The organism is Pseudarthrobacter sp. IC2-21, assembly GCF_034048115.1.
GTDB lineage: Bacteria > Actinomycetota > Actinomycetes > Actinomycetales > Micrococcaceae > Arthrobacter > Arthrobacter naphthalenicus.
The window spans coordinates 3,881,435-3,902,334 of the sequence record NZ_CP139145.1; the positions used below are offsets into that span (position 1 = coordinate 3,881,435).

The 20,900-nt window shown below is 66.2% G+C and carries 19 protein-coding genes; 8 read left to right on the forward strand and 11 right to left on the reverse strand.

Annotation, left to right across the window (positions count from 1 at the left end; all coding sequences use genetic code 11):
• Position 1: 1 nt before the first annotated feature.
• The 9 genes from SBP01_RS17985 to SBP01_RS18025 all read right to left on the reverse strand — a co-directional run bounded on the left by SBP01_RS17985 (position 2) and on the right by SBP01_RS18025 (position 9,145).
• A complete protein-coding gene (locus SBP01_RS17985) occupies positions 2–373 on the reverse strand; it encodes a hypothetical protein (protein ID WP_275215209.1) in 372 nt (123 codons plus the stop codon).
• A 160-nt stretch (positions 374–533) separates the two neighbouring features.
• On the reverse strand, positions 534–959 hold the full coding sequence (locus tag SBP01_RS17990; RefSeq protein WP_275215113.1) for a heat shock protein transcriptional repressor HspR: 426 nt from the start codon (positions 957–959) through the stop codon (positions 534–536).
• Between the two features lie 15 nt (positions 960–974).
• The gene (locus SBP01_RS17995) at positions 975–1,946 is read right to left on the reverse strand and encodes a DnaJ C-terminal domain-containing protein (protein ID WP_275215114.1); all 972 of its coding nucleotides are present in this window, start codon (positions 1,944–1,946) and stop codon (positions 975–977) included.
• Positions 1,947–2,122: 176 nt separating this feature from the next.
• Positions 2,123–2,806 (reverse strand): nucleotide exchange factor GrpE, encoded by a 684-nt coding sequence (locus SBP01_RS18000; RefSeq protein WP_275215115.1) that lies wholly within the window; start codon positions 2,804–2,806, stop codon positions 2,123–2,125.
• A gap of 2 nt (positions 2,807–2,808) precedes the next feature.
• Positions 2,809–4,677, reverse strand: coding sequence for a molecular chaperone DnaK (gene dnaK, locus SBP01_RS18005; RefSeq protein ID WP_320536778.1), 1,869 nt, complete (start codon positions 4,675–4,677; stop codon positions 2,809–2,811).
• Between the two features lie 246 nt (positions 4,678–4,923).
• A complete protein-coding gene (locus tag SBP01_RS18010; protein ID WP_320536779.1) occupies positions 4,924–5,205 on the reverse strand; it encodes a hypothetical protein in 282 nt (93 codons plus the stop codon).
• A 102-nt stretch (positions 5,206–5,307) separates the two neighbouring features.
• Complete coding sequence (locus SBP01_RS18015; protein WP_320536780.1) at positions 5,308–5,769, reverse strand: hypothetical protein; 462 nt, start codon at positions 5,767–5,769, stop codon at positions 5,308–5,310.
• Positions 5,766–8,255, reverse strand: coding sequence for a nitrate reductase (locus SBP01_RS18020; RefSeq protein ID WP_320536781.1), 2,490 nt, complete (start codon positions 8,253–8,255; stop codon positions 5,766–5,768). The genes SBP01_RS18015 and SBP01_RS18020 overlap by 4 nt, the downstream gene beginning before the upstream one ends.
• A 155-nt stretch (positions 8,256–8,410) precedes the next feature.
• Positions 8,411–9,145: a TetR/AcrR family transcriptional regulator gene (locus tag SBP01_RS18025; protein ID WP_320536783.1), complete on the reverse strand. Its 735-nt coding sequence runs from the start codon at positions 9,143–9,145 to the stop codon at positions 8,411–8,413.
• A 131-nt stretch (positions 9,146–9,276) separates the two neighbouring features.
• Here SBP01_RS18025 and SBP01_RS18030 point away from each other — a divergent pair, with 131 nt between their 5' ends.
• Positions 9,277–10,206 (forward strand): NAD-dependent epimerase/dehydratase family protein, encoded by a 930-nt coding sequence (locus tag SBP01_RS18030; RefSeq protein WP_320536784.1) that lies wholly within the window; start codon positions 9,277–9,279, stop codon positions 10,204–10,206.
• 32 nt (positions 10,207–10,238) lie between these two features.
• Here SBP01_RS18030 and SBP01_RS18035 read toward each other — a convergent pair whose 3' ends face one another.
• Complete coding sequence (locus tag SBP01_RS18035) at positions 10,239–12,440, reverse strand: MMPL family transporter (protein ID WP_320536785.1); 2,202 nt, start codon at positions 12,438–12,440, stop codon at positions 10,239–10,241.
• A 217-nt stretch (positions 12,441–12,657) separates the two neighbouring features.
• Here SBP01_RS18035 and SBP01_RS18040 point away from each other — a divergent pair, with 217 nt between their 5' ends.
• The 4 genes from SBP01_RS18040 to pabB all read left to right on the forward strand — a co-directional run bounded on the left by SBP01_RS18040 (position 12,658) and on the right by pabB (position 16,932).
• On the forward strand, positions 12,658–13,197 hold the full coding sequence (locus tag SBP01_RS18040; protein ID WP_320536786.1) for a MarR family winged helix-turn-helix transcriptional regulator: 540 nt from the start codon (positions 12,658–12,660) through the stop codon (positions 13,195–13,197).
• 115 nt (positions 13,198–13,312) lie between these two features.
• Positions 13,313–14,134, forward strand: coding sequence for a methyltransferase domain-containing protein (locus tag SBP01_RS18045; RefSeq protein ID WP_275215124.1), 822 nt, complete (start codon positions 13,313–13,315; stop codon positions 14,132–14,134).
• A 72-nt stretch (positions 14,135–14,206) separates the two neighbouring features.
• Positions 14,207–14,830 carry a LysE family transporter gene (locus tag SBP01_RS18050; RefSeq protein WP_320536788.1) on the forward strand — a complete coding sequence of 208 codons (624 nt, stop codon included), beginning with the start codon at positions 14,207–14,209 and terminating at the stop codon, positions 14,828–14,830.
• Between the two features lie 17 nt (positions 14,831–14,847).
• Positions 14,848–16,932, forward strand: a complete 2,085-nt coding sequence (gene pabB, locus SBP01_RS18055; protein ID WP_320536789.1) for an aminodeoxychorismate synthase component I — start codon at positions 14,848–14,850, stop codon at positions 16,930–16,932.
• Positions 16,933–17,419: 487 nt separating this feature from the next.
• On the opposite strand, the gene cls is transcribed toward pabB, so the two are convergent.
• Positions 17,420–18,892 (reverse strand): cardiolipin synthase, encoded by a 1,473-nt coding sequence (gene cls, locus SBP01_RS18060; protein WP_320538383.1) that lies wholly within the window; start codon positions 18,890–18,892, stop codon positions 17,420–17,422.
• 96 nt (positions 18,893–18,988) lie between these two features.
• Between cls and SBP01_RS18065 the strand changes: the two genes are divergently transcribed.
• The 3 genes from SBP01_RS18065 to SBP01_RS18075 are packed head-to-tail and all read left to right on the forward strand — an operon-like array spanning position 18,989 to position 20,893.
• Positions 18,989–19,930 (forward strand): aminodeoxychorismate lyase, encoded by a 942-nt coding sequence (locus tag SBP01_RS18065; protein ID WP_320536790.1) that lies wholly within the window; start codon positions 18,989–18,991, stop codon positions 19,928–19,930.
• Positions 19,931–19,935: 5 nt separating this feature from the next.
• Positions 19,936–20,418 carry an NUDIX domain-containing protein gene (locus SBP01_RS18070; protein WP_320536791.1) on the forward strand — a complete coding sequence of 161 codons (483 nt, stop codon included), beginning with the start codon at positions 19,936–19,938 and terminating at the stop codon, positions 20,416–20,418.
• 10 nt (positions 20,419–20,428) lie between these two features.
• Positions 20,429–20,893, forward strand: coding sequence for a pyridoxamine 5'-phosphate oxidase family protein (locus SBP01_RS18075; RefSeq protein WP_275215130.1), 465 nt, complete (start codon positions 20,429–20,431; stop codon positions 20,891–20,893).
• Positions 20,894–20,900 lie beyond the last annotated feature (7 nt).

Genomic DNA, 20,900 nt, shown 5'->3' on the forward strand with positions numbered 1-20,900 from the left:
ACTAACCGAGCGCGGGGGCCACCGTGGTGCCGGAACTGAACTGGCGGCGGGCCCAGCGGGCGAGTTTCTTGCCCTTGCCCTTCCACCAGCTGTCCTCGTCCTTGTCATGGTGGAGGCGGAAGATGATCGCCACCATCACGAACGTGGACATGCAGACGTCAGTCCAGGACCAGGACAGTGCGGCGATGAGCGCACTCATGCCGGTGGCAATGATGGACGGGACGGCCAGCGTCCGGAAGACCGTGCTGGCTATATACCGGCGGTGCGATCTTGGCACCGAGAGTGCCCGCACCATGTCAAAACAGGCGCAGACCACCACAACGGTCTGCCCGAAGGCCAGCAGGATCAGCCCGATGCTGGACCCGGCAAACATAACCACTGAAGAACCAAACACGTGAAACCCCCAGAGTCTCGAAGTGCCGCTGTGAGACCAGCAACGGTTCCATTCAAGACACTGCGGGCCGGCGGGTCACCAGTAGTGGGTACTCGAATTTTCCGGGTGGCCGATTCCGGGGTTCTTGTTTCGGGTGCGCCTACTTGCCCAGGGCCCGGGGGCGCCAGACCACGACGGCCTGCGAGCGTGCGCGCGGACGCTGACCGCGGGCCAGGCTCACCACGTCGCCTGCCGCGCCGGCGGCAAAAATCCTGGAGTCCAAGGGATCACGACGGCGGGCCACCTCCTCGGTCAGCTCGGTCACCTTGCGCTGGAGGGCAGCCACCTGGTTCTCCAGTTGGAGGATCCGTTTGATGCCCTCCAGCGAGACGCCTTCCTGGGAGAGACGCTGGACCTCGCGCAGCATGTTGACGTCCCGCTGTGAATAGCGGCGCGACTTCCCCGGCGCCCGGCTGGGCGAGACGATGCCCAGCCGGTCGTATTGCCGGAGGGTCTGCGGGTGCATATCTGCCAGTTCCGCCGCCACCGAGATCACGAAGATCGGCTGGTCAGCACTGATATTCACGGTCTGCTCCGCTGATTACAGCCGGGCCTTGGCGGCCAGGCCCTGCCGGACATCGGCGTCGGCGGTGGCCTCGGCGAACGCCTTGACGGCCGCCTCAGCCTCCTTGTTCAGGTTCTTGGGCACCGCGACGTCGATGGTCACCAGAAGATCACCGGTAGCCTTTGACGTTTTCACGCCGCGCCCCTTCACCCGGAGCGTGCGGCCCGAGGGCGTGCCGGCCGGGACGCGGACCTTGACCGTCTCGCCGTCAATGGTGGGAACTTCGATGTCCGCGCCCAAAGCAGCTTCCGGGAAGCTGACCGGTACGTGGATGCGGAGGTTGTCGCCGTCGCGCGTGTAAAAAGCGTGGGGCTGGACGGACACGGACACCACCAGGTCGCCGTTGCCGGCAGGTGAGGGCTGGCCCTTGCCGCGGACGCGCACCTTCTGGCCGTCCTTGATGCCGGCTGGCACCCGGACGTCAATGACTTCGCCGCTGGGTTCGCGCAGGCCGATGGTGGTGCCGCGGATCGAGCCGGCGAACGAAATGCTGGTGGACGCGGTCCGGTCGGCGCCCTTCTGGGGTGCACGCTGGAACCCGGTCTGGCCGCCGAAACCGCCGCCGAACAGGTCCGCGAACTCGGGCGGAATGCCGCCCGAGGTGCTGAAACCGCCGGCATGGCGTCCGGCGTTGCCGGTGAACAGGCCGCCGAACATATCCTCGAAGCCGCCGCTGCCAGCGCCGGCACCGCCGGGAGCAAACCTGGCGCCGCCACCCATGGCACGGATGGCGTCGTACTGCTGGCGCTCGTCCGGATCAGAAAGCACCGAATAAGCCTCGGAGATGTCCTTGAACTTCTTCTCCGAGGCAGCATTACCCGCGTTGGTGTCCGGGTGGTGCTGGCGGGCAAGTTTCCGGTACGCCTTCTTGATATCGGCGTCGGAAGCGTCCTTGGCGATACCAAGGATCGCGTAAAAGTCCTTGTCCACCCAATCCTGGCTAGCCAATGGCGTTTCCTTTCAAATTTACAAAAGAGTTAAGGCGAGATTACCTCTCCGCCGGAGCGGATGAGGGGGCCCGGGAGTGGCATCGGGCCTGCCGGAGCGTGGCGACTTTCGGTCCGTAGGACCAAAGCCGCCACGCGTAGGGGCGGGGCCCCCTCATCCGCGGAGGCGGTAGCTGATTACGCCGGTACTGCGACAACAACCTGGGCTGCGCGGAGGACGCGGTCGCCTGAGCGGTAGCCGGAGCGGAGGACCTGGCTGACGGTGTCAACCTCGATGTCCTCGCCCGCCTGCTGAATCAGGGCCTCGTGGATGTTCGGGTCGAACTCCACGCCGGTCTCGGCGATGCGGACCAGGCCGTACGTCTTCAGCGCGGTCTCCAGCTTGGTGGCGATGGCCGCGAACGGACCGTCCGCGAGGTCACCGTGCTGGCGGGCGGCGTCGATGTCGTCCAGGACCGGAAGCAGGGAGTTCAGGACGCCGATGACGGCCATCTCCCCTGCCACGGCCCGGTCGCGCTCGACGCGCTTGCGGTAGTTGACGTACTCAGCCTGGAGCCGGAGGAGGTCGTTCTTCAGCTCGGCCGCCTCTGCATTCGCTGCGCCCTGGGCCACCGATTCCTCGGCCGGCACCTCCACCCCGTTGAGGATTTCCTCAGCCTGGGCGAGGGCATCCCCGTCGGAGTCCACCGGTGAGTGGGCCTGAGCGTGCTGCTCACCCTCCGGGTGCCGGGCCTGCCCGGTCACCGGGTCAACCTTGCGGTTGTCCCGGATGACCGGATCCTGGCGGTCGCCTGCCTGCCGCTCCTGGTTTTCCTGGCTCGCGGGTGAGCTGTGCTCTTCCTCGTTACCGTGGTGCGGCATGGCTACTTCTTCGCTTCGTCTTCGTCGATGATCTCGGCGTCGACGATGTCTTCATCAGCAGCCTTCTCGCCGCCCGCAGCACCAGCGGCACCGTCAGCACCGGCAGCGCCGTCCGGCGAACCGGCCTGGGCGTAGATGGCCTCGCCGAGCTTGCTCTGGGAAGCCTGCAGCTTCTCGAAAGCGGTCTTCACGGCGGCGTCATCCGTGCCTTCAAGGGCCTTCTTCAGGGCGTCGACGTCGGACTGGACCTCGGTCTTGACCTCTTCGGGCAGCTTGTCGGCATTGTCGGCGATGAGCTTGTCCACCGAGTAGGCGAGCTGCTCGGCCGTGTTGCGGGTGTCGGTTGCCTCGCGGCGGGCCTTGTCCTCGGCTGCGTGTTCCTCGGCGTCACGGACCATGCGGTCAATGTCTTCCTTGGACAACGCGGTGCCGCCGGTGATGGTCATGGACTGTTCCTTGCCGGTGCCCTTGTCCTTCGCCGAGACGTGCACGATGCCGTTGGCGTCGATGTCGAAGGTGACTTCAACCTGCGGGACGCCGCGCGGAGCCGGCGCAATGCCGGTCAGCTCGAACGTGCCCAGCGGCTTGTTGTCCCGGGTGAACTCGCGCTCGCCCTGGAAGACCTGGATGGCCACGGACGGCTGGTTGTCGTCGGCCGTGGTGAAGGTCTCGGACCGCTTCGTGGGGATGGCGGTGTTGCGCTCGATCAGGTGCGTCATGACGCCGCCCTTGGTTTCGATGCCGAGGGACAGCGGGGTGACGTCGATCAGCAGGACGTCCTTGCGCTCGCCCTTGAGGACACCGGCCTGGAGTGCGGCGCCGACTGCGACGACCTCATCCGGGTTGACGCCCTTGTTCGGCTCCTTGCCGCCGGCCAGTTCCTTGACGAGCTCGTACACGGCGGGCATACGGGTGGAACCGCCCACGAGCACGATGTGGTCGATCTCGGAGAGCTTGATGCCGGCTTCCTTGATGACGTCCTGGAACGGCTTCTTGGTACGGTCCAGCAGGTCCTTGGTGAGGTCCTGGAACTTCGCGCGGGTCAGCTGCTCATCCAGGTGGACCGGGCCGTCGGGGGTGACGGACAGGTACTGGAGGGAGACGTTGGTGCTGGTGGAGGACGAAAGTTCCTTCTTGGCCTGCTCCGAGGCTTCGCGCAGGCGCTGCAGGGCGATCTTGTCCTTGGACAGGTCGATGCCCTTGACCTTGAGCTGCTTGAGCAGGTAGTCCACAACGCGCTGATCCCAGTCGTCGCCGCCGAGGTGGTTGTCACCGGCGGTGGCGCGGACCTGGATGGTGGAGAAGTTGTCTTCATCCTTGCCGACTTCGAGCAGGGACACGTCGAACGTTCCGCCGCCGAGGTCGAAGACGAGGATGAGTTCGTCTTCCTTGCCCTTGTCCAGGCCATAGGCCAGTGCGGCGGCGGTGGGCTCGTTGACGATGCGCAGGACGTTCAGGCCTGCGATTTCGCCGGCTTCCTTGGTGGCCTGGCGCTGGGCGTCGTTGAAGTAGGCAGGCACGGTGACGACGGCGTCGGTGACCTTTTCACCCAGGTACGACTCGGCGTCGTTCTTCAGCTTCATCAGGACGCGGGCGGAGATTTCCTGCGCGGTGTACTTCTTGTCATCGATGGACACGGACCAGTCGGTGCCCATGTGGCGCTTGACCGACGCGATGGTGCGGTCGATGTTGTTGACGGCCTGGCGCTTGGCGATTTCGCCGACCAGGACTTCGCCGGACTTGGAGAACGCAACGACGGACGGCGTGGTGCGGCCACCCTCGGCGTTGGCAATAACGGTGGGCTCGCCACCTTCGAGAACGGAGACGACGGAGTTGGTGGTTCCGAGGTCGATACCTACTGCACGTGACATATGTGCTTCCTTCTTTCCTTGGAAACTTGCTGGCGCCCACTCATTGAGCGTTCTGCACTCAACTTTACTCCGGGCACAAGCGATGTCAATCTAAAGTTGAGCGAAGTCCGCTCAACTTTGGATTTTGCACAGTGTGGAACCGCCCGGATTCCGCGTCATTCCGGGCTTTCGTCTGGAAAACAACGTACGACGGCGGCTCTGCGTTTCGCTGTGGGAGAACTTTCCAGCAGCATTTGTCCGCCGTGGTCACCCGTGCAGCGGGCCGCGTTCCCCGTCAGTGGTGTTGACCTGGCGGTCGGTCAGTCCCTCGCGGATGGCATCCTCGGTTCGGGCAGTTCCGGAGGCGCCGGCATCACCGTAGTCGCCGTCGGGGTATTCGCCTTCCTCGGGCTCCGTCTCCGCGGCGCTCACTACACCGGCGTCGCCGTAGTCACCGTCCACGTACTGGCCGCCTTCACCTTCCAGGCCCGGAGCAGTACTGGCCTTGCGCGGCTCGTCGCCGGCAGCGGCGTCATGATTTTCGCTCATGGTGGCTTCTCTTCCTCGAGGTTCTGCGTCCATGCGGGCGCACTTGGAGTGTACCCAGACCGGCCCGGGCTAAACAGGGGCCGGCCGCAATCCGCATCCCCGTCAGCGCGCGGCCACGAGTGCCTGCGGAGCGGCCTGCTTCATCCGTGTCTGCAGCCACTTGAGCTGTGTAGAGGTTTCCGACTCGCACTCTGCCACCACGGCGAGCAGGTCCTTGTCGCGGAGTGCGGCCGCCGCCTGTTTGACCATGGTCCAGGTGATATCCACGAAGCTGGCCAGAAGGTAAAGGTCCTGCAGGTCACGCAACAGACCAACCGGCCCGCTGCGGGTCTCCGAAAGACCTACCGCTTGGAGCCGTTCCGGTTCGTTGTCCGGCGCGCCCTCGCCGTAACGTTCCACCACGGCCTCCAGCTTCTCCTGATGGCCGAGGCATTGCCGCGCCAGGGTAAGGCAGAGGAAATAGACATCAGGTTCCTCCCCGTGTCCTTCAGCCACCTCGACGAACGATTCCGCCAGCGTCACCTCAGTCCTGCGGAGCATCCCCAAATAGATCCTGAGGTTCATGGCCGGCCTCCCGGCGAGTTGACGGCGTCCGGAAAATTGGGTGGATCCCCGGGCTCAAGAAGTTCGGATGCTGCCGCCTCCGGGCCTCCCCTGGTGGCTGGGACCCGGGCGGCCTCCCGCGGCCGGGACGCCGTCGTCGTGGGTGCCGGAGCGGGCCCGGCGGCATCCCCAATCCGCTCCACCCTGACGGCGGCATTCTTGAACACCGGCTGCTTGGACACGGGGTCCCACTCGGTGAGCGTGAGTTCGTTGGCGGCAGTCGGGTGCTCCCCCGGGACGCCACCGGCATCCCAGTAGCCGTAATGGAAGGGCGCAAACACGCTCCCTGGCCGGATGCCGCTGATGCGGACCGGCACTTCGATGGTGCCCCGGCGGGAGGACACCCGCACCAGATCGCCCTCGGAGATGCCCAGCGCTTCACAATCGGCCGGCGCCATTTCCACCCAGGCCCTCGGCGCGGCTGCCGTCAAGGGCTTGGAACGGCCCGTCTTGGTGCGCGTATGGAAGTGATAGGCGGTCCGGCCGGTTGTGTAGCGGAGCGGATACTCCGCGTCCGGCTCCTCGTGCGCCGGGGTGTACTGCGTTGTGCGCAGAAACGCCCGGCCGGCAGGAGCGGAAGCCTTATATTCCGTGGGAGGAATGGAGGCCCCGGTCAGGAGATCGTGGCCGTAGCTTTCGCAGTACTCCGGCCGCGTGGGGAAGATCCCGTCGTCATAGAGCCGCACCCGGCCGTCCGGATTCCCGTCATTGCAGGGCCACGGGATCCCGCTGCCGCCCCGGAGCTTTTCGTAGCTGATGCCCGAGTAGTCGCAGGGCCGGCCCCGGGAGCATTCCTTCCAGGCCTCGAAGGCGTCCTCGGGCCCGGTCCACGTCAGCAGCGGCTCACCGTCCTGCGTGCGGAAATCCATCCGGCGCGAGTAGTCCAGGAAGATCTCCAGGTCGGGGCGGGCTTCGCCCGGGGGTTCAACGGCTTTGTCCGAGAGGTGTACGGTCCGGTCCGCGTTGGTGAACGTTCCCGCCTTCTCGCCCCAGCCGGCGGCGGGAAGGACGACGTCGGCCGCCTGGGCCGTTTCCGTCAGGTACAGGTCCTGGACCACCAGGAAGAGTTCCGGCTTGGCGAGGATCTCCCGGATCCTGGGCAACTGCGGCATGGACACGGCCGGATTGGTGGCTGAGACCCACAGGAATTCGATGGAGCCCTGCTCCGCGTACCGGAAGATCTGCATCGCGTGCGTGGGAGGCGCCCAGTGCGGAATGATCCCGGGGTCCACCTTCCAGAGCCGCGCCAAATCGTTGATGTGGTCCTGGTTTTCCCAGTTCCGGAAGCCCGGAAGGTCGCCGTCGGCCCCGCATTCCCTGTTGTTCTGCGCGGTGGGCTGCCCGTTCATCTGCAGCAGCCCGCAGCCGGGGCGCCCCAGCATGGCGCGCAGCAGGTGCAGGTTGTTGACCTGGCAGGACGAAGCGGTGGCTTGGGAGGACTGGTAAAACCCCTGGAGCACGGTGGACAGCACCCGTTCGGAAGAGCCGAATATGCGTGCGGCTTCCCGGATGTCCGCGGCGTCCACACCGCAGGTTTCCGCTGCAGCCTCGGGGGTCCATGGCTCCACGGTCTTCCGAAGCTCCTCGAGCCCGAGTGTATGCGCGTCCACGTAGTCGGAGTCCTGCCAGCCGTTGTGCAGGACCTCGCGGACCAGGGCGTGCATCAGCGCCAGATTGGTGCCCGGCTTCAGCGCGAGATGGACGTCCGCATACCTGGCCACCTCGGTATCGCGCGGGTCCACGCACACCACCCTGGGACGGTCCGGTCCCGCGATCCTGTCCAAAACCCTGGACCAGAGGACCGTCTGGGTCTCGGCCATGTTGTGTCCGTAAAAAAAGATGGCATCGCAGTGGTCGATGTCCTCGTAGGCGCCCGGCTGCCCGTCGGCGCCGAAGGATTCCTTCAGGGAGGCCGCTGCCGTGGCCGTGCAGAGGCGGGTGTTGCCGTCCATGTGGGGCGTGCCGATGCCGGCTTTCCCGATCACCGCCAGGGCGTAGTACTCCTCCAGCAACAGCTGGCCGCTGGTGTAGAAGCCGTGGCTCAGGGGCCCCCGGGTCCGGAGCAGTTCCTTGCTTCGCTCCACAATGCGGCCCATGGCGGTGTCCCAGCTGCATTCCACCAACTGCCCGTTCTCGCGGATCATCGGCTGCGTCAGGCGGTCCTTATGCGACACGCCCTGCCAGCTGGCGAACAGGCCCTTCGGACCCAGCCGTCCATGGTTCACCAGGTCACCGGCCCGCCCGCGGATGCCCACCATGGCGCCATCCTTGACCGCGATGTCGCAGGCGCAGCCGTTGCTGCACAGGACACAGGCGGACTGCACCCAGCGGTCCACGTCCGCTTCCGGGACGCCGCCGTCGAGCGCCTGGTCCACCCGGACCGGCCACAAGCCGCCACGGGCGTACGGCGTCCGGCTCCCCCAGATTTCAGCGATGCGGTCAGCCATGGCGGCCTCCTGGCTCTTGCGGCAGCGAAAGAGTTTCTGCTGAACAGGCTAGACCCGGATGATGCGGAGCGAAAGGGCAGTAGGCTTACTATTTCCGCCGCCCCACATGCACCCCAGGCCCCGTGGCGTGCATGCCCGGCGTGACGCTCGGGCGGTTAGCTGCCGGCGAAGCCAGTCAGGCGCGCAAGAACCGCGAGGTGGTGCTCAAAGAGGTCATCGCGGGCGCGGAAGGTGTCCGGCCCGTACTGGCCGAAGATCTCGAAGCTCACCGCGCCGAAAAGCGACGTCCACACCAGCGCTCCATTCGCGAGGAGGCTGTCAGGCACCGTGAGCCCGAGTCCGGAACGGATGGATTCGAGGTCGGCAGCCAGCGGCGAACGCACGACGGCGGCACTCGCCGGCATGGACAGCTCACCCGCCCGGTAGGCGGCATCAAGGATCCCGACCAGGCTGTAGATCACCCGCGTGCCGGGCGCTGTGGTCTGGCTGGCGGGCGCCTGGTAGCCGGGCACCGGGCTGCCGAACAGGAGTCCATAGCGCGCCGGCTCGCGCAGCGCCCACTCCCGGACAGCGAGCCCCAGCGCCGCGAACCGTCCGGCGAAGTCATTCTCAGGCTTCGCATTCACCGCCTCATCCACGGCGTCGCCGAGCTCGTTGTAGGCGTCCACGAGCAGCAGAGTCAGGAGTTCGTCGCGGCTGGCGACGTAACGGTAGACGGCGGACGAGACAACGCCTAAATCCCTCGCCACGGCACGGAGTGAGAGTGCCGCCGCACCGTGGATTGCCAGGTGGCGCCGCCCCAGCCGGACAATCTCGGCAATGGTCTGGGCGCGGGCCCGCTCCCGGGGTGTCCGAAGGTTGGCGTCGGGGTTCGCGGGCTTGTCGGTCACCACACCAGCATGGCATAACGCAGAGCACTGTCAACAATTGAGAGCACCGCTCTTGACCGGTCCAGGCGACCGGGTGCATTCTTAGATGAGAGCAGTGCTCTCATAGCCTGGACCGTCCTGAAGGGGAAGCCATGAACGATCTACACGTTGTCACCGGAGCAGGTCCGGTTGGCTGGGCCGTTGCGGAACAGCTGGCGGAACAGGGCAAGCACGTCAGGGTCCTGACGCGTTCCGGCTCCGGCCCGGAGCATTCGCGGGTGGAACGCCGGGTGGTGGACGTCCAGGACGCCGCCCGGGTACGCGAAGCACTCAGCGGCGCCGCCGCTGTGTTCCACTGCATCCACGGGTCCGCCTACACGGCGGACGCATGGCGGGCCGAGCTCCCCCGCGCCGAACAAACGGTGCTGGCCGCAGCGGCCGAGGCGGGCGCCGTCGTCGTTTTTCCCGAAAGCCTCTATTCCTACAGCGAGCCGGACCGCCCCATGACCGAGGCGGGACCGCGGGCTGCCCGGGGTGGCAAGCGCGGCGTCCGCACCGACCTGCTGAGAGCCCGCGACGCCTCCCCCACCAACACGGTCAGCGTGGTGGCCGGCGACTTCTTCGGCCCGCGGGTCCGGAACTCGCACGGCGGCGAGCGCATGGTGGCGCCCGTCCTCGCCGGAAAGAAGCTCTGGGTCATGGGCAGCGCGGACCAGCCGCACTCATTCACCTACGTCCCGGACCTCGCGGCCGCGATGATCATGTCCGCGCAGACACCGTCGCTATGGAACAGGGTGTGGCACGCGCCCACCGGCCCGGCTGTCACGCAACGCCAGCTGGCAACCGCATTCGCGGAGGCCGGCGGGGCCACCCAGCCAAAAATCGGTACCATCCCCGGCTGGGCCCTGCGGGTCATGGGACTCTTCTCGAAGGATCTCGGGGAGCTTGGCGAAACCCTGTATCAGTTCCAAAAGCCGTTTGTGATGGACTCCGCCGTGAGCCAGGCCACCCTGGGCCTCCACCCCACGCCCCTCGCCCAAGCGGCTGCGGCCACCGTGGCCTGGTGGCGGAACCAGGGCTGAGGGTTACTCCTCCACGTCCCGCCACGGCCCAACTACCGGCGGCCGGCGCCCTCCGCCTCCAGCTCCAGACCGTCCGGCTGCTGCACCGCCGCGTCCGCTTCCGGACGGCCCAGCTTGCTGGGCCACCAAATGCGCGGGCCGATGTCGTAAGTCAACGCCGGAACCAGCAGCGAACGCACCAGGACGGTATCCAGCAGCACACCGAAGGCCACAATGAAGGCCAGCTGGACCAGGAACATGATGGGAATGATGCTCAGCGCGGCGAATGTGGCGGCCAGCACCACGCCGGCGGACGTGATTACGCCCCCGGTCACACCCAGTCCACGCAGGATGCCGGGACGCGTCCCGTGCTTGAGCGACTCCTCGCGGACCCGGCTCATCAGGAAGATGTTGTAGTCCACGCCCAGGGCCACCAGGAAGACGAATCCGAACAGCGGCACTGTGGCGTCGGCCCCCGGGAATCCCAGCAGGTTGTTGAACACCAGGGCCGAGACACCCATCGCCGCGCCGTAGGACAGCACCACGGAGAGCACCAGCAGGACGGGCGCCACCACGGAACGGAGCAGGAGCATCAGGATGAAGAGGATCACCACCAGCACAATGGGGATGATGATGACCAGGTCGCGCTGGGCCGTGGTGTTCGTGTCCAGGGCAGTGGCCGTGACGCCGCCAACCAGGGCACCGGAGTCGATTGCCTTGACGTCCTGGCGCAGCGCCTTGACCACGTCCTCGGCTTCGATGGAATCCGCCGCGTAGTTCAGTGTGGCGTTGATCAGGACCTTGCCGTCACGGACGTCCGGGGCGGTAGGAGTTCCGGGGGCTCCGGTGATGGGCACACTGCCCGCAGCCAGGAGGTAGGCGTCTCCCACGCCGTCGGCCGTTTTGACCTTCGCGAGGACCTCATCAGCTTTGCCCTGATCCGCAATCACGACGGCGGGGCTGCCGCTGCCGGCGTCGAAATGGCGCGCCAGCGCGTCCTGGCCGTCAACGGCGTTGGACGCGGTGAGGATGACATCCGTCTGCGGCACCCCGTTGGCTTTCAGTTGCAGAATGCCCGTCGAGGCCACCAGCAGCAGGAGTACCGATGCCACCCACACGGTGCGCGGACGGCGGGAGACCAGCGATCCGATGGCACGCCAGATGCCCTTCTGCCCTTCCAGGCCCGTGACGAGCTCCGGTTCCCGCTGATCTTCGGGGACCAGCTTGGGACGGAATGGCCAGAAGGCTGCCCGGCCCAGGAGTGCCATGAGCGCGGGCAGGAGGGTCAGGGCGGCGAACAGTGAGCAGAGAATGCCTGCAGCCGCCACCGGGCCAAGGCCCTTGTTGGAGTTCAGGTCGGAGAACAGCAGGCACAGCAGGGCGATGATGACGGTGGCGCCGGAAGCCACGATCGGCTCCACCGACGTCTTCCAGGCCGTCAGCACGGCAGCGGTCCGGTTGTGCGTGTGGGTGAGGGCTTCACGGAACCGGGCCACGTAGAGCAGCGCGTAGTCGGTGGCCGCGCCGATCACCAGGATGGACAGGATGCCCTGGCTCTGGCCATTGAGCTGGATCCAGCCGAGTTTGGCCATTCCAAATACGAGCAGGATGGCGGCGCACAGCGCGAACACCGAAGTCAGCAGCACCGCGATGGGCAGCAGCAGGGAGCGGTAGACGATCAGGAGGATCACAAAAACGGCGCCCAGGGCCACCAGCAGCAGGATGCCGTCGATTCCTGCGAACGCGCTGGTAAGGTCCGCGGCAAGGCCGGCGGGTCCGGTGACAAACGTCCGCATCCCGTCCGGAGCGGCGTCAGCAACCGTGGTCCGCAGTTCCTTGACTGCCTCCTTCAGCTCACCGGAGGAGGCAATGGGAGCGACGAACTGGACGGCTTTGCCGTCTTCGGATGGGATGGGGCCGATCACCGTGCTGCCGAGCTTCAGCGCTTCCATGTCCGCCCTGAGGGCTGCAGCCTTACCCAGCTGGGCCGGGGTGAATGCTTCACTGCTTTCAATGACCACCACGGCAGGAACTTCGTTGGAATCCCGGAACTTCGTCTGCCACTCCTGCGCGGCTGTTGCTTCGGCGCTTGCGGGCAGGAAGGATGCCTGGTCGTTGGAAGAGACCTCGCTGAGGCGCCCGAAAGTGGGTCCGCCGATGCCGGCCGCGGCCAGCCAGGTGAGGACCAGAAGGACCGGGATGAGCCAGCGAAGCCAGAACGGAACCCGCGCGCTGTGTTGGGGACTGGTTTTCATGATTCCTTCTGAGCTTGGGAACGGAGGCGTACAATTGATTCCATCATAGAGTATCTCCACCATAGAGATAAGTGCCTGTCATGCAATTTCGGTTTCTGCCAGGCAATCACGGGTGGAAGGCCCGCGGATGGCGCTGCTGCAGTAATATCCGTCAGGGCGTCAGCACCAAACAGCGGAGAGCCACATGCATGACGCGAGCTAGCGGAGGAGGCAGGACATGACGGACGATACGTTCCAGCCCCCTGCCGACGCCGGCCCCCAGTCCCTGATCCGCCTGCTGCAGGAATTCACGCTTGAGGCCAACAGGTACGCGGACTCGGCGGGTGCCCAAAATGACATGCACCGCACCGACCTGAATGCACTGGCCGTCATCATGCGCCACACCGCCAAGGGCCTGGTGGTCACCCCTGGGATCCTCCGGAAGGAACTGCACCTGAGCTCTCCTGCCACCACGGCCCTCATCGACCGGCTGGACCACTCGGGCCACGTAATCCGCGAACGGCATGCATCAGACCGCCGGCAGGTTCAGCTCCGGATGACGCCCAAGGCCTTCCAGGATGGAGGGGCCATGTTCATGCCCTTGTCCCGTCACATGGGCGCCGCCATCGCTGCCTTCTCCCCCGAGGAACTCGGCGTTGTCACCCGCTTTATGACAGCCATGGTCGCTGCCACCATCGCCGCCCGCCAGGAAACCTCCGAACCTGGTCCGGCCAGCCCCGCCACTGCATCCGCTGAGCACCCTCCCGCCCCCAACTAAGTAGCGCGAACTGTCGTTTTGAGCGGTCAAAACGACAGTTCGCGCTACTCAGTTGGGCGGAATGCACGACGACGGTTCCTCCCATTCCCGCCACCGCGGCGGTAGCGTTTTGGTTATGAGTGCGCAGCAGCCCGAAGACGACGATGTGTACACGCACGGCCACCACGAGTCCGTGGTCCGCGCCCATGCTTCCAGGACCGCGGAAAATTCAGCGGCCTTTGTGATTCCGCACCTCACTCCGGGGGCCTCCGTGCTCGACGTCGGCTGCGGGCCCGGAAGCATCACGTGCGATTTCGCGGTGCTGGTGGCGCCCGGGAAGGTCACCGGGCTTGACCGGTCGCCGGACATCATTGCCCAGGCCACGGCGCTCGCCGCTGAACGCGGCGTGGCCAACGCCGAGTTCGTCACCGGCAACATCTATGACCTCGACTTCGAGGACGAGACGTTCGACGTCGTCCACGCCCACCAGGTCCTGCAGCACCTGACCGATCCGGTGGAAGCGCTGCGGGAGATGCGCCGGGTGGCCAAGCCCGGCGGGATTGTGGCCGTACGGGACGCGGACTTCCATGGCATGAGCTGGTACCCGCCGCTGCCGGAACTGGACGAGTGGATGGACCTTTACCAGCAGATCGCCCGCCGCAACGGGGCCGAACCCGACGCCGGCCGCCGCCTGGTTTCCTGGGCCCAGTCCGCGGGCTTCACCGACGTGGCGCCCACCAGCAGCAACTGGCTCTACGCCACCAGCCAGCAGCGGAGATGGCAGGCGCGGGTGTGGGGTGAACGGGTGCTGCATTCGGCCTTCGCGGACCAGGCGCTGGAGTACGGCTTCGCCAACGAAGCGGACCTGGCCCGGATCTCCGCGGGCTGGCACCGCTGGGGATCCACCGACGACGGCTGGTTCCTCATTCCCAACGGAGAGGTCATCGCCCGGGCGTAGGAGAGGTCGGCACCGCCCCTGGCCTGGCTGGACACGTCACCGCCCCTGGTGAACCGGCACTAAACTTGGCAGGTGCAATTCTCCCTGTGGCTCGCGCTCGCCGGCGCGGGCGTCCTGATCAGTTTTACTCCGGGTGCCGGCGCCATCAACACCATGAGCAACTCCCTGACCTCGGGATTCCGCCGCTCCATCTGGGGGATCCTGGGCCAGCAGGCGGCCCTGGTGATCCACGTGATCATCGTGGCTCTCGGCGTGGGCGTGCTGGTGGCCAGTTCGCCGGTGGCCTTCAACGTGATCCGTTACGCGGGCGCCGCCTACCTTGTCTACCTCGGTATCCGCCAGTTCCTGAGCAAGCCGGACCTGGACCGGGAACAGGCTGCCGTCCTCCGAAACGAGCCGGCCTGGTCCATGTTTCGGCGCGGCCTGTGGGTTAACCTCCTCAACCCCAAGGCCATCGTCTTCTTCCTCGCCTTCATGCCGCAGTTCATCCGGCCGGAACGGCCGCTCCTGCCGCAGTACGCCGTCCTCACCACCACCGTGGTGGCGATCGACATCCTGGTGATGTGGTTCTTCTTCGCTTTAGCCGCCAAGTCCTTCCAGCGGTTCACCCACGATGCCCACGGGCAGACGGTCCTGAGCCGTATTTTCGGTGTCCTCTTCGTCGCCGTGGGTGTCCTCCTCGCCGTGATCCACTAGCAGGTACGCTCTATTTCATGACCCCCGCACCTGTGATCATCGCCATTGACGGGCGATCCGGCGCAGGCAAAACCACCCTGGCCATCGAGCTCGCCGCGCAGCTGCGGAACCACCACAAGGTGGCCCTGTTCCATCTCGAGGACATCTACCCCGGCTGGAACGGCCTGGCAACGGGCATTGAACGCTACGTGTCCACCGTCCTCACCCCCCTGAGCCGCGGGGAAGCAGCCACCTGGACCAGCTGGGACTGGGCAAATCATTACGACGGCGACACCCGGGTCACGCTGCCGGCCGAGATCGTGATCATCGAGGGTGTGGGCGCCGCCGCCGCGGAAGCCCGGCCCCTGCTCAGCGCCGTCATCTGGGCCGACTCACCGGAGGACGTCCGCCGGACACGGGCACTGGAACGCGATGGCGGCACCTATGAGCCGTTCTGGGAGCAGTGGGCGGCGCAGGAAGCTGATTGGCTGGCGACGGATGACGTCCCCGCGCAGGCCGATATCCGCGTGCTCAACCAGGCAGACGGCTCGGCCCCGGAAGACGTCCTGCAGGCCCTCGCCTACCTCCCCGTGCTGGGGCCGGTGATGGTGCCGGAACGTGCCGGCCGCCGCGGGCTCCGGCTCCGGGCAGAGCGCCTGGCCGCCCGCCCGGACACCGCTGCCCTCTTCGCGTCCCTCTACGGCACATCCGCGCGTGCCGCGTGGCTGGACTCCTCGAATGCGCCCGCCGGCCCCGCCCCGGAGCAGTCGCCGGCCACCGAACGCAGCCGCTTCAGCATCCTTGCCGACGACTCCGGAACGTACGGCCAGTCGGTCACGCACCGCTCCGGCGAAACTGTGGTGACTGCCGGATCGGCAACAGTCCGCGTGCCGGGGCCGTTCTTCCGCTGGCTTGATACCGTCTGGGGACGCAGGGCCGTCCGCACCCCCGATGACTATCCCGGGGATTTCGCCCTGGGCTGGCTGGGCTGCCTGGGTTATGAGCTCAAACGCGAAACGGGCGGCTCGGACCTGGTGTCACCAACCCCCGACGCGGCGCTCATTTTTGCGGGCCGTGCGGTGGTGGTGGACCATGTCGAGGGAACAGCGTGGCTGCTGGCGCTGGAGGCACCTGACGCGGACACGTGGCTGGCCGCCGCACGGAGCGCCGTCAACGCAACGGCCCTCAACGCAGCGGCCCTCAACGCAACGGCTCCCGACGCAACGGCAGCGTTTACGAGCCGCGACACCGAGGCGTCCTATAAGCAGAAAATCGCAGCGGCCCAGGATGAAATCCATGAGGGGAACTCTTACGAAGTCTGCCTCACCACAACCCTCACGGCGCGGCTGCCTGCCGCGGCGGCGGCCCCGTGGCCCACTTATCTGGCCCTGCGGCGGAGGAACCCGGCACCCTTCGCGAGCTATCTGCGGTTTACCGGGCTGACCGTCGCAAGCACCTCACCGGAACGCTTCCTGCGCATCACGTCCGACGGCGGCATGCGCGCCGAGCCCATTAAGGGCACCCGCCGCCGGGGTGCCGATCCGGAGCAGGACCGGCAGCTGCGCGAGGACCTGGTTTCTTCGCTCAAGGACCGTGCGGAGAACATCATGATCGTGGACCTGCTGCGGAACGACCTCAGCCACTTCGCAGAGCCCGGGTCCGTAACGGTCAGCAGGCTGTGCGAGATCGAAAGCTATGCCACGGTCCACCAAATGGTGAGCACCATCGACGCGCGGTTGACGCCCGGCGCACCGCGGGCGGAGGCCGTGGCCGCCTGCTTCCCGGCCGGGTCCATGACCGGTGCCCCAAAAATCAGCACCATGGCTATCCTGGACCGGCTGGAGGACGGCCCCCGGGGCCTGTACTCGGGCGCGATCGGCTACTTTTCGCTGAACGGTGCCACGGACCTGGCTGTGGCAATCAGGACGCTGGTCATCGCTACGGGGGACGGCAACCAGGACTCTATGGGGGACGGCAACCAGGAAGCGCCGACGGCGGAACTGACTCTCGGCGTCGGCGGTGCCATCACTGCCGACTCGGTACCGAACGAGGAGTACGACGAGATTCGGGTAAAGGCGCACGGTGTGCTTTCCGCTCTGGGTGCGGAATTCCCGGCCGGCTAGGCATGCGTACCGGACGGGGTTTTTTCTCGCCGTAGGTGACCAGCGCACCGGTCAGGGCAATGGCAAGCACCGCTGCCAGGATTGCCAGGACCGGGTTGACCCACTGGGGAACCGTGTCATACACAGGGTTGCATCGGTTTTGCAGCGGGAAATAAAAAGTCCCGTCATGCTGGTGCCTCAGCCGGTAGTTGATGTCCAGCGCCTGGCCGGCAGCCTCACAGGTATGGTCGAGGTCGCGCGTAAAGGTCGAGACCTGGACGAAGGTGATCCCCGCCAGCAGGGTGAAGGACAGCGCCGAAACGCGGAACCAGACGCGCGCTACTTTCGACTGTGGCATATCTGTCAGCTCCCTCGGGCGGCGCCTTGGGCAGCCGGGATCCGAATGGTCCGTCTTCATGAACCGATGCTTTCAGGTTAGCCGCCCTTTCCACGCCGCTCCAGAGCGGACCGGATCAATTTTTGGGCAAGAATCCGGCGCCACTGGGCGCTACTGGACTGTGGCCGTCAGCCTGGCCACGTTATCGATGTAGCGGGCAGCAAGGGGCCGCTGACGCCACTCATCGAGTTTGAGCTCGGTTGAAATGTCCCGGTAGGTGTTTTCCACCGCCCGCATGCTCTCCACGATGTCCGCTCCGAGCAGCATCACGGAGACTTCCAGGTTCAACGAGAAGGACCGCATGTCCATGTTGCTGGAACCCAGGACGGCCACTTCGTCGTCGATGGTGAAGTGCTTGGCGTGCAGCACAAACGGTGCCTTGTAGAGGTAAATCCTCACCCCGGCTTCCAGCAGCGCCTCGTAGTAGGAGCGCTGGGCATGGTGGACCAGGAACTGATCGCCCTTTTCCGAAACGAACAGCTCCACGTCCACGCCCCGCTGGGCCGCAGTGGTGATGGCGTAGAGGAGCGAGTCGTCGGGGACGAAGTACGGGCTGCAGATCGAAATCCGCTGCTGCGCGGAGTAGATCAGGGTGTTGAAGAGGCGGAGGTTGTTTTCCGTGATGAACCCGGGCCCGCTGGGCACCACCTGGGCCGTGACGGTGCCCGGCTCCGGGTTGGCCGGGAGCTGCAGCTGGTGTTCAAGGTTCTCGTCGGTCTCGCTGAGCCAGTCCGTGGCAAACACGACGTTCAGCGTGGTGACGATGGGCCCGCGCAGGCGTGCCATCAGTTCCACCCATTCGCGGCCGGCTTTACGGTGCTTGGGGTTGTTGTAGGACGGTTCAATCAGGTTCTGCGAGCCGGTGAAGGCGATCTCTCCGTCCACCACCATGATCTTGCGGTGGTTCCGCAGGTCCGGGCGGCGCCACTGGCCTTGCGTGGGCAGCAGCGGGAGCATGCGCCGCCATTGGATCTTGCTGGCCTTGAGGCGGTTGAGGAGGTTGCGGTAGCCCCTGACCCGCAGGGTGCCGATGTGGTCGAACAGCACCCGGACTTCAACCCCGCGCTCCGCTGCCTCTTCCATGGCGGTCAGGAGGTCGTTGGTGACGTGGTCCGTGCTCATGATGTAGAACTCGGCGTTGACGAACTTCCGGGCACCGCGGACCGCTTCCGTCATGGCCAGGATCGAGTCCGGGTAACCCGGAATAAGGTCCACGGAGTTGCCGTCCACCATCGGCAGGGACCCCAGCCGGCGGTTCAACTCCCCGGCGGATTTCACCCAATCCGGGCCGGGGTAGTCGCTTTCGACGTCGGCCAGCGCCGAGATGCCGGCACGCACCCGGGTGTTGACGATCTCCTGCTGCGCCCGGCGCCGGCTGGAAAGCCTGAAATTCCCGAAAAGCAGGAACAGGGCCAGGCCCACGAACGGGACAAAGAAGATCCCCAGCAGCCAGGCCATGGCTGTGGTGGGGCGGCGGTTGCCGGGAATGATGCCGATGGCCAGCACCCTGATCACCAGATCCGCGATGCTCAGAAGCACCACAATCCACGTCGGCGCAGTACCGGCAAGCGAAATCGGCCACAACACTGGAAATACCCCCGGGGAGTGCGCACCGGCGGACGGATTCCGGCCAGGCAATGACCACAGCTTATCCGCGCCCGGCCCGACTAAGCTGGAGCCATGACCTCTCCCGCGCCCGTGGTGCTTGTTTTCCTTGACCCTGCCCGCCCGGAAGGCCGCCTGGCCGACGCCTCGCAGCCCCAGCTGATGGCGACGGACCAGGGGGCAACCCGCGGGGACGGCGTGTTCGAATCCATGCTCGCCGTGGGCGGGAACGTCCGGAAGCTGCAGGCCCACCTGAACCGGCTTGGCGCTTCCGCCGAAACCCTGGACCTGGTCATCCCCGCACAGGAGCAGTGGCGCGCGGCCATCACCACAGGCGTGGCTGAATACCGCTCCCAGCACCCGGCGCCTTCACCGGCCGAGGACGAACTGGTGGTCAAACTGGTGGCAACCCGCGGCCCGGAAGGTGCTGACTCGCCCACATGCTGGGTCCAGGTATCCCCCGTGGGTGCGCTGGGACGCCGGCAGCGCGAGGCCGGCATCGATGTGATCCTCCTGGACCGCGGGTACGACAGTGACGTTGCCGAGCGCGCCCCCTGGCTGCTGCTGGGCGCCAAGACCCTGTCCTACGCGGTGAACATGGCTGCGCTGCGGCACGCACACAAACAGGGCGCCGACGACGTCATTTTCCTTTCCGCCGACGGCCGGGTCCTGGAGGGCCCCACGTCCACGGTCCTGCTGGCGCATGTGGAAACAGCCGACGACGGCGCGGGCGCCACCCGCACCGTGCGGCGGCTCATCACGCCGCAGCTGGACACCGGCATCCTCCCCGGCACGTCCCAGAATGCGCTTTTCCGGGCTGCGAAGGCCGCAGGCTGGGAACTGGGCTACGGCCCGCTGGAGCCGCAGGACCTCCTGGACGCGGACGCCGTGTGGCTGATTTCCAGCATCCGCCTGCTGGCACCCGTGAACCACATCGACGGCCAGGAAATCGGCACGCCGGCACTCCAGAAACAGCTGACGGCCGAACTCAACGCCCTCTACGCAGGAATTCAGTAAGCCCCGTGACGGTGCGCAGCGCGGGCATCCTGCTTTACCGGGACGGCGGGGCGGAAGGGCTCGAAGTCTGGATCGGGCACATGGGCGGCCCGTTCTGGGCGGGCAAAAAGGTGCACTCCTGGTCCCTTCCCAAGGGTGAATACCAGGATGACGAGGACCCCCTGGTGGCGGCCCGGCGCGAGTTCACCGAGGAAATCGGCACCCCGCCACCCGACGCTGATTACGTCCTGCTCGGCGAATTCCGCCAGCCATCAGGGAAGCGCATCACGGTATTCACCGCGGCGGCGGACTTCCAGCCCGCCGAAATTGTGAGTAACACGTTCCCCCTCGAATGGCCGAGGGGTTCCGGGACCATCCAGGACTTTCCCGAGATCGACGACGCCCGCTGGGTTTCCGAGGCCGATGCGCGCAGCAAGCTCGTCAAGGGTCAGCTCCCGATCCTTGATGCCCTCGTCAAAGACCTGTTGGAACGGCAGGATCATCCGTAAGGTTTGGTCCATGAACTCGCACACGGATCCGATCATCAAATTGACCTTTGACGAATGCTGGGAGTTGCTCGCTGACGAAATCGTGGGCCGCCTGGCACTTGTGGTGGATGCCCATCCCGAGATCTTCCCCATCAACTACATCCTGCAGCGCAGGAGCATTGCCTTCCGCACCGCCGGCGGGACCAAGCTGTGGAGCGCGGCGTCGGAGCGGCCGGCGGCGCTTGAAATCGACGGCTACGATCCCGGTACCGAGCAGGCCTGGAGCGTCGTGGTGCGAGGCGATACGGAGTTGATCGAAGACCAGGCTGAAAGGGATGCCGTGGACGCCCTTCACCTGGAACCGTGGCAGCCCGGGGACAAGAACTTTTACATCCGGCTGACCCCGCGGGCGCTCACCGGCCGCCGGTTCCGGGTCAACAAACCGGACGTCTGGAACACCCGGGCCACGGACCGGCGCCGCGCGTCCTTCGAATAACCGCAAG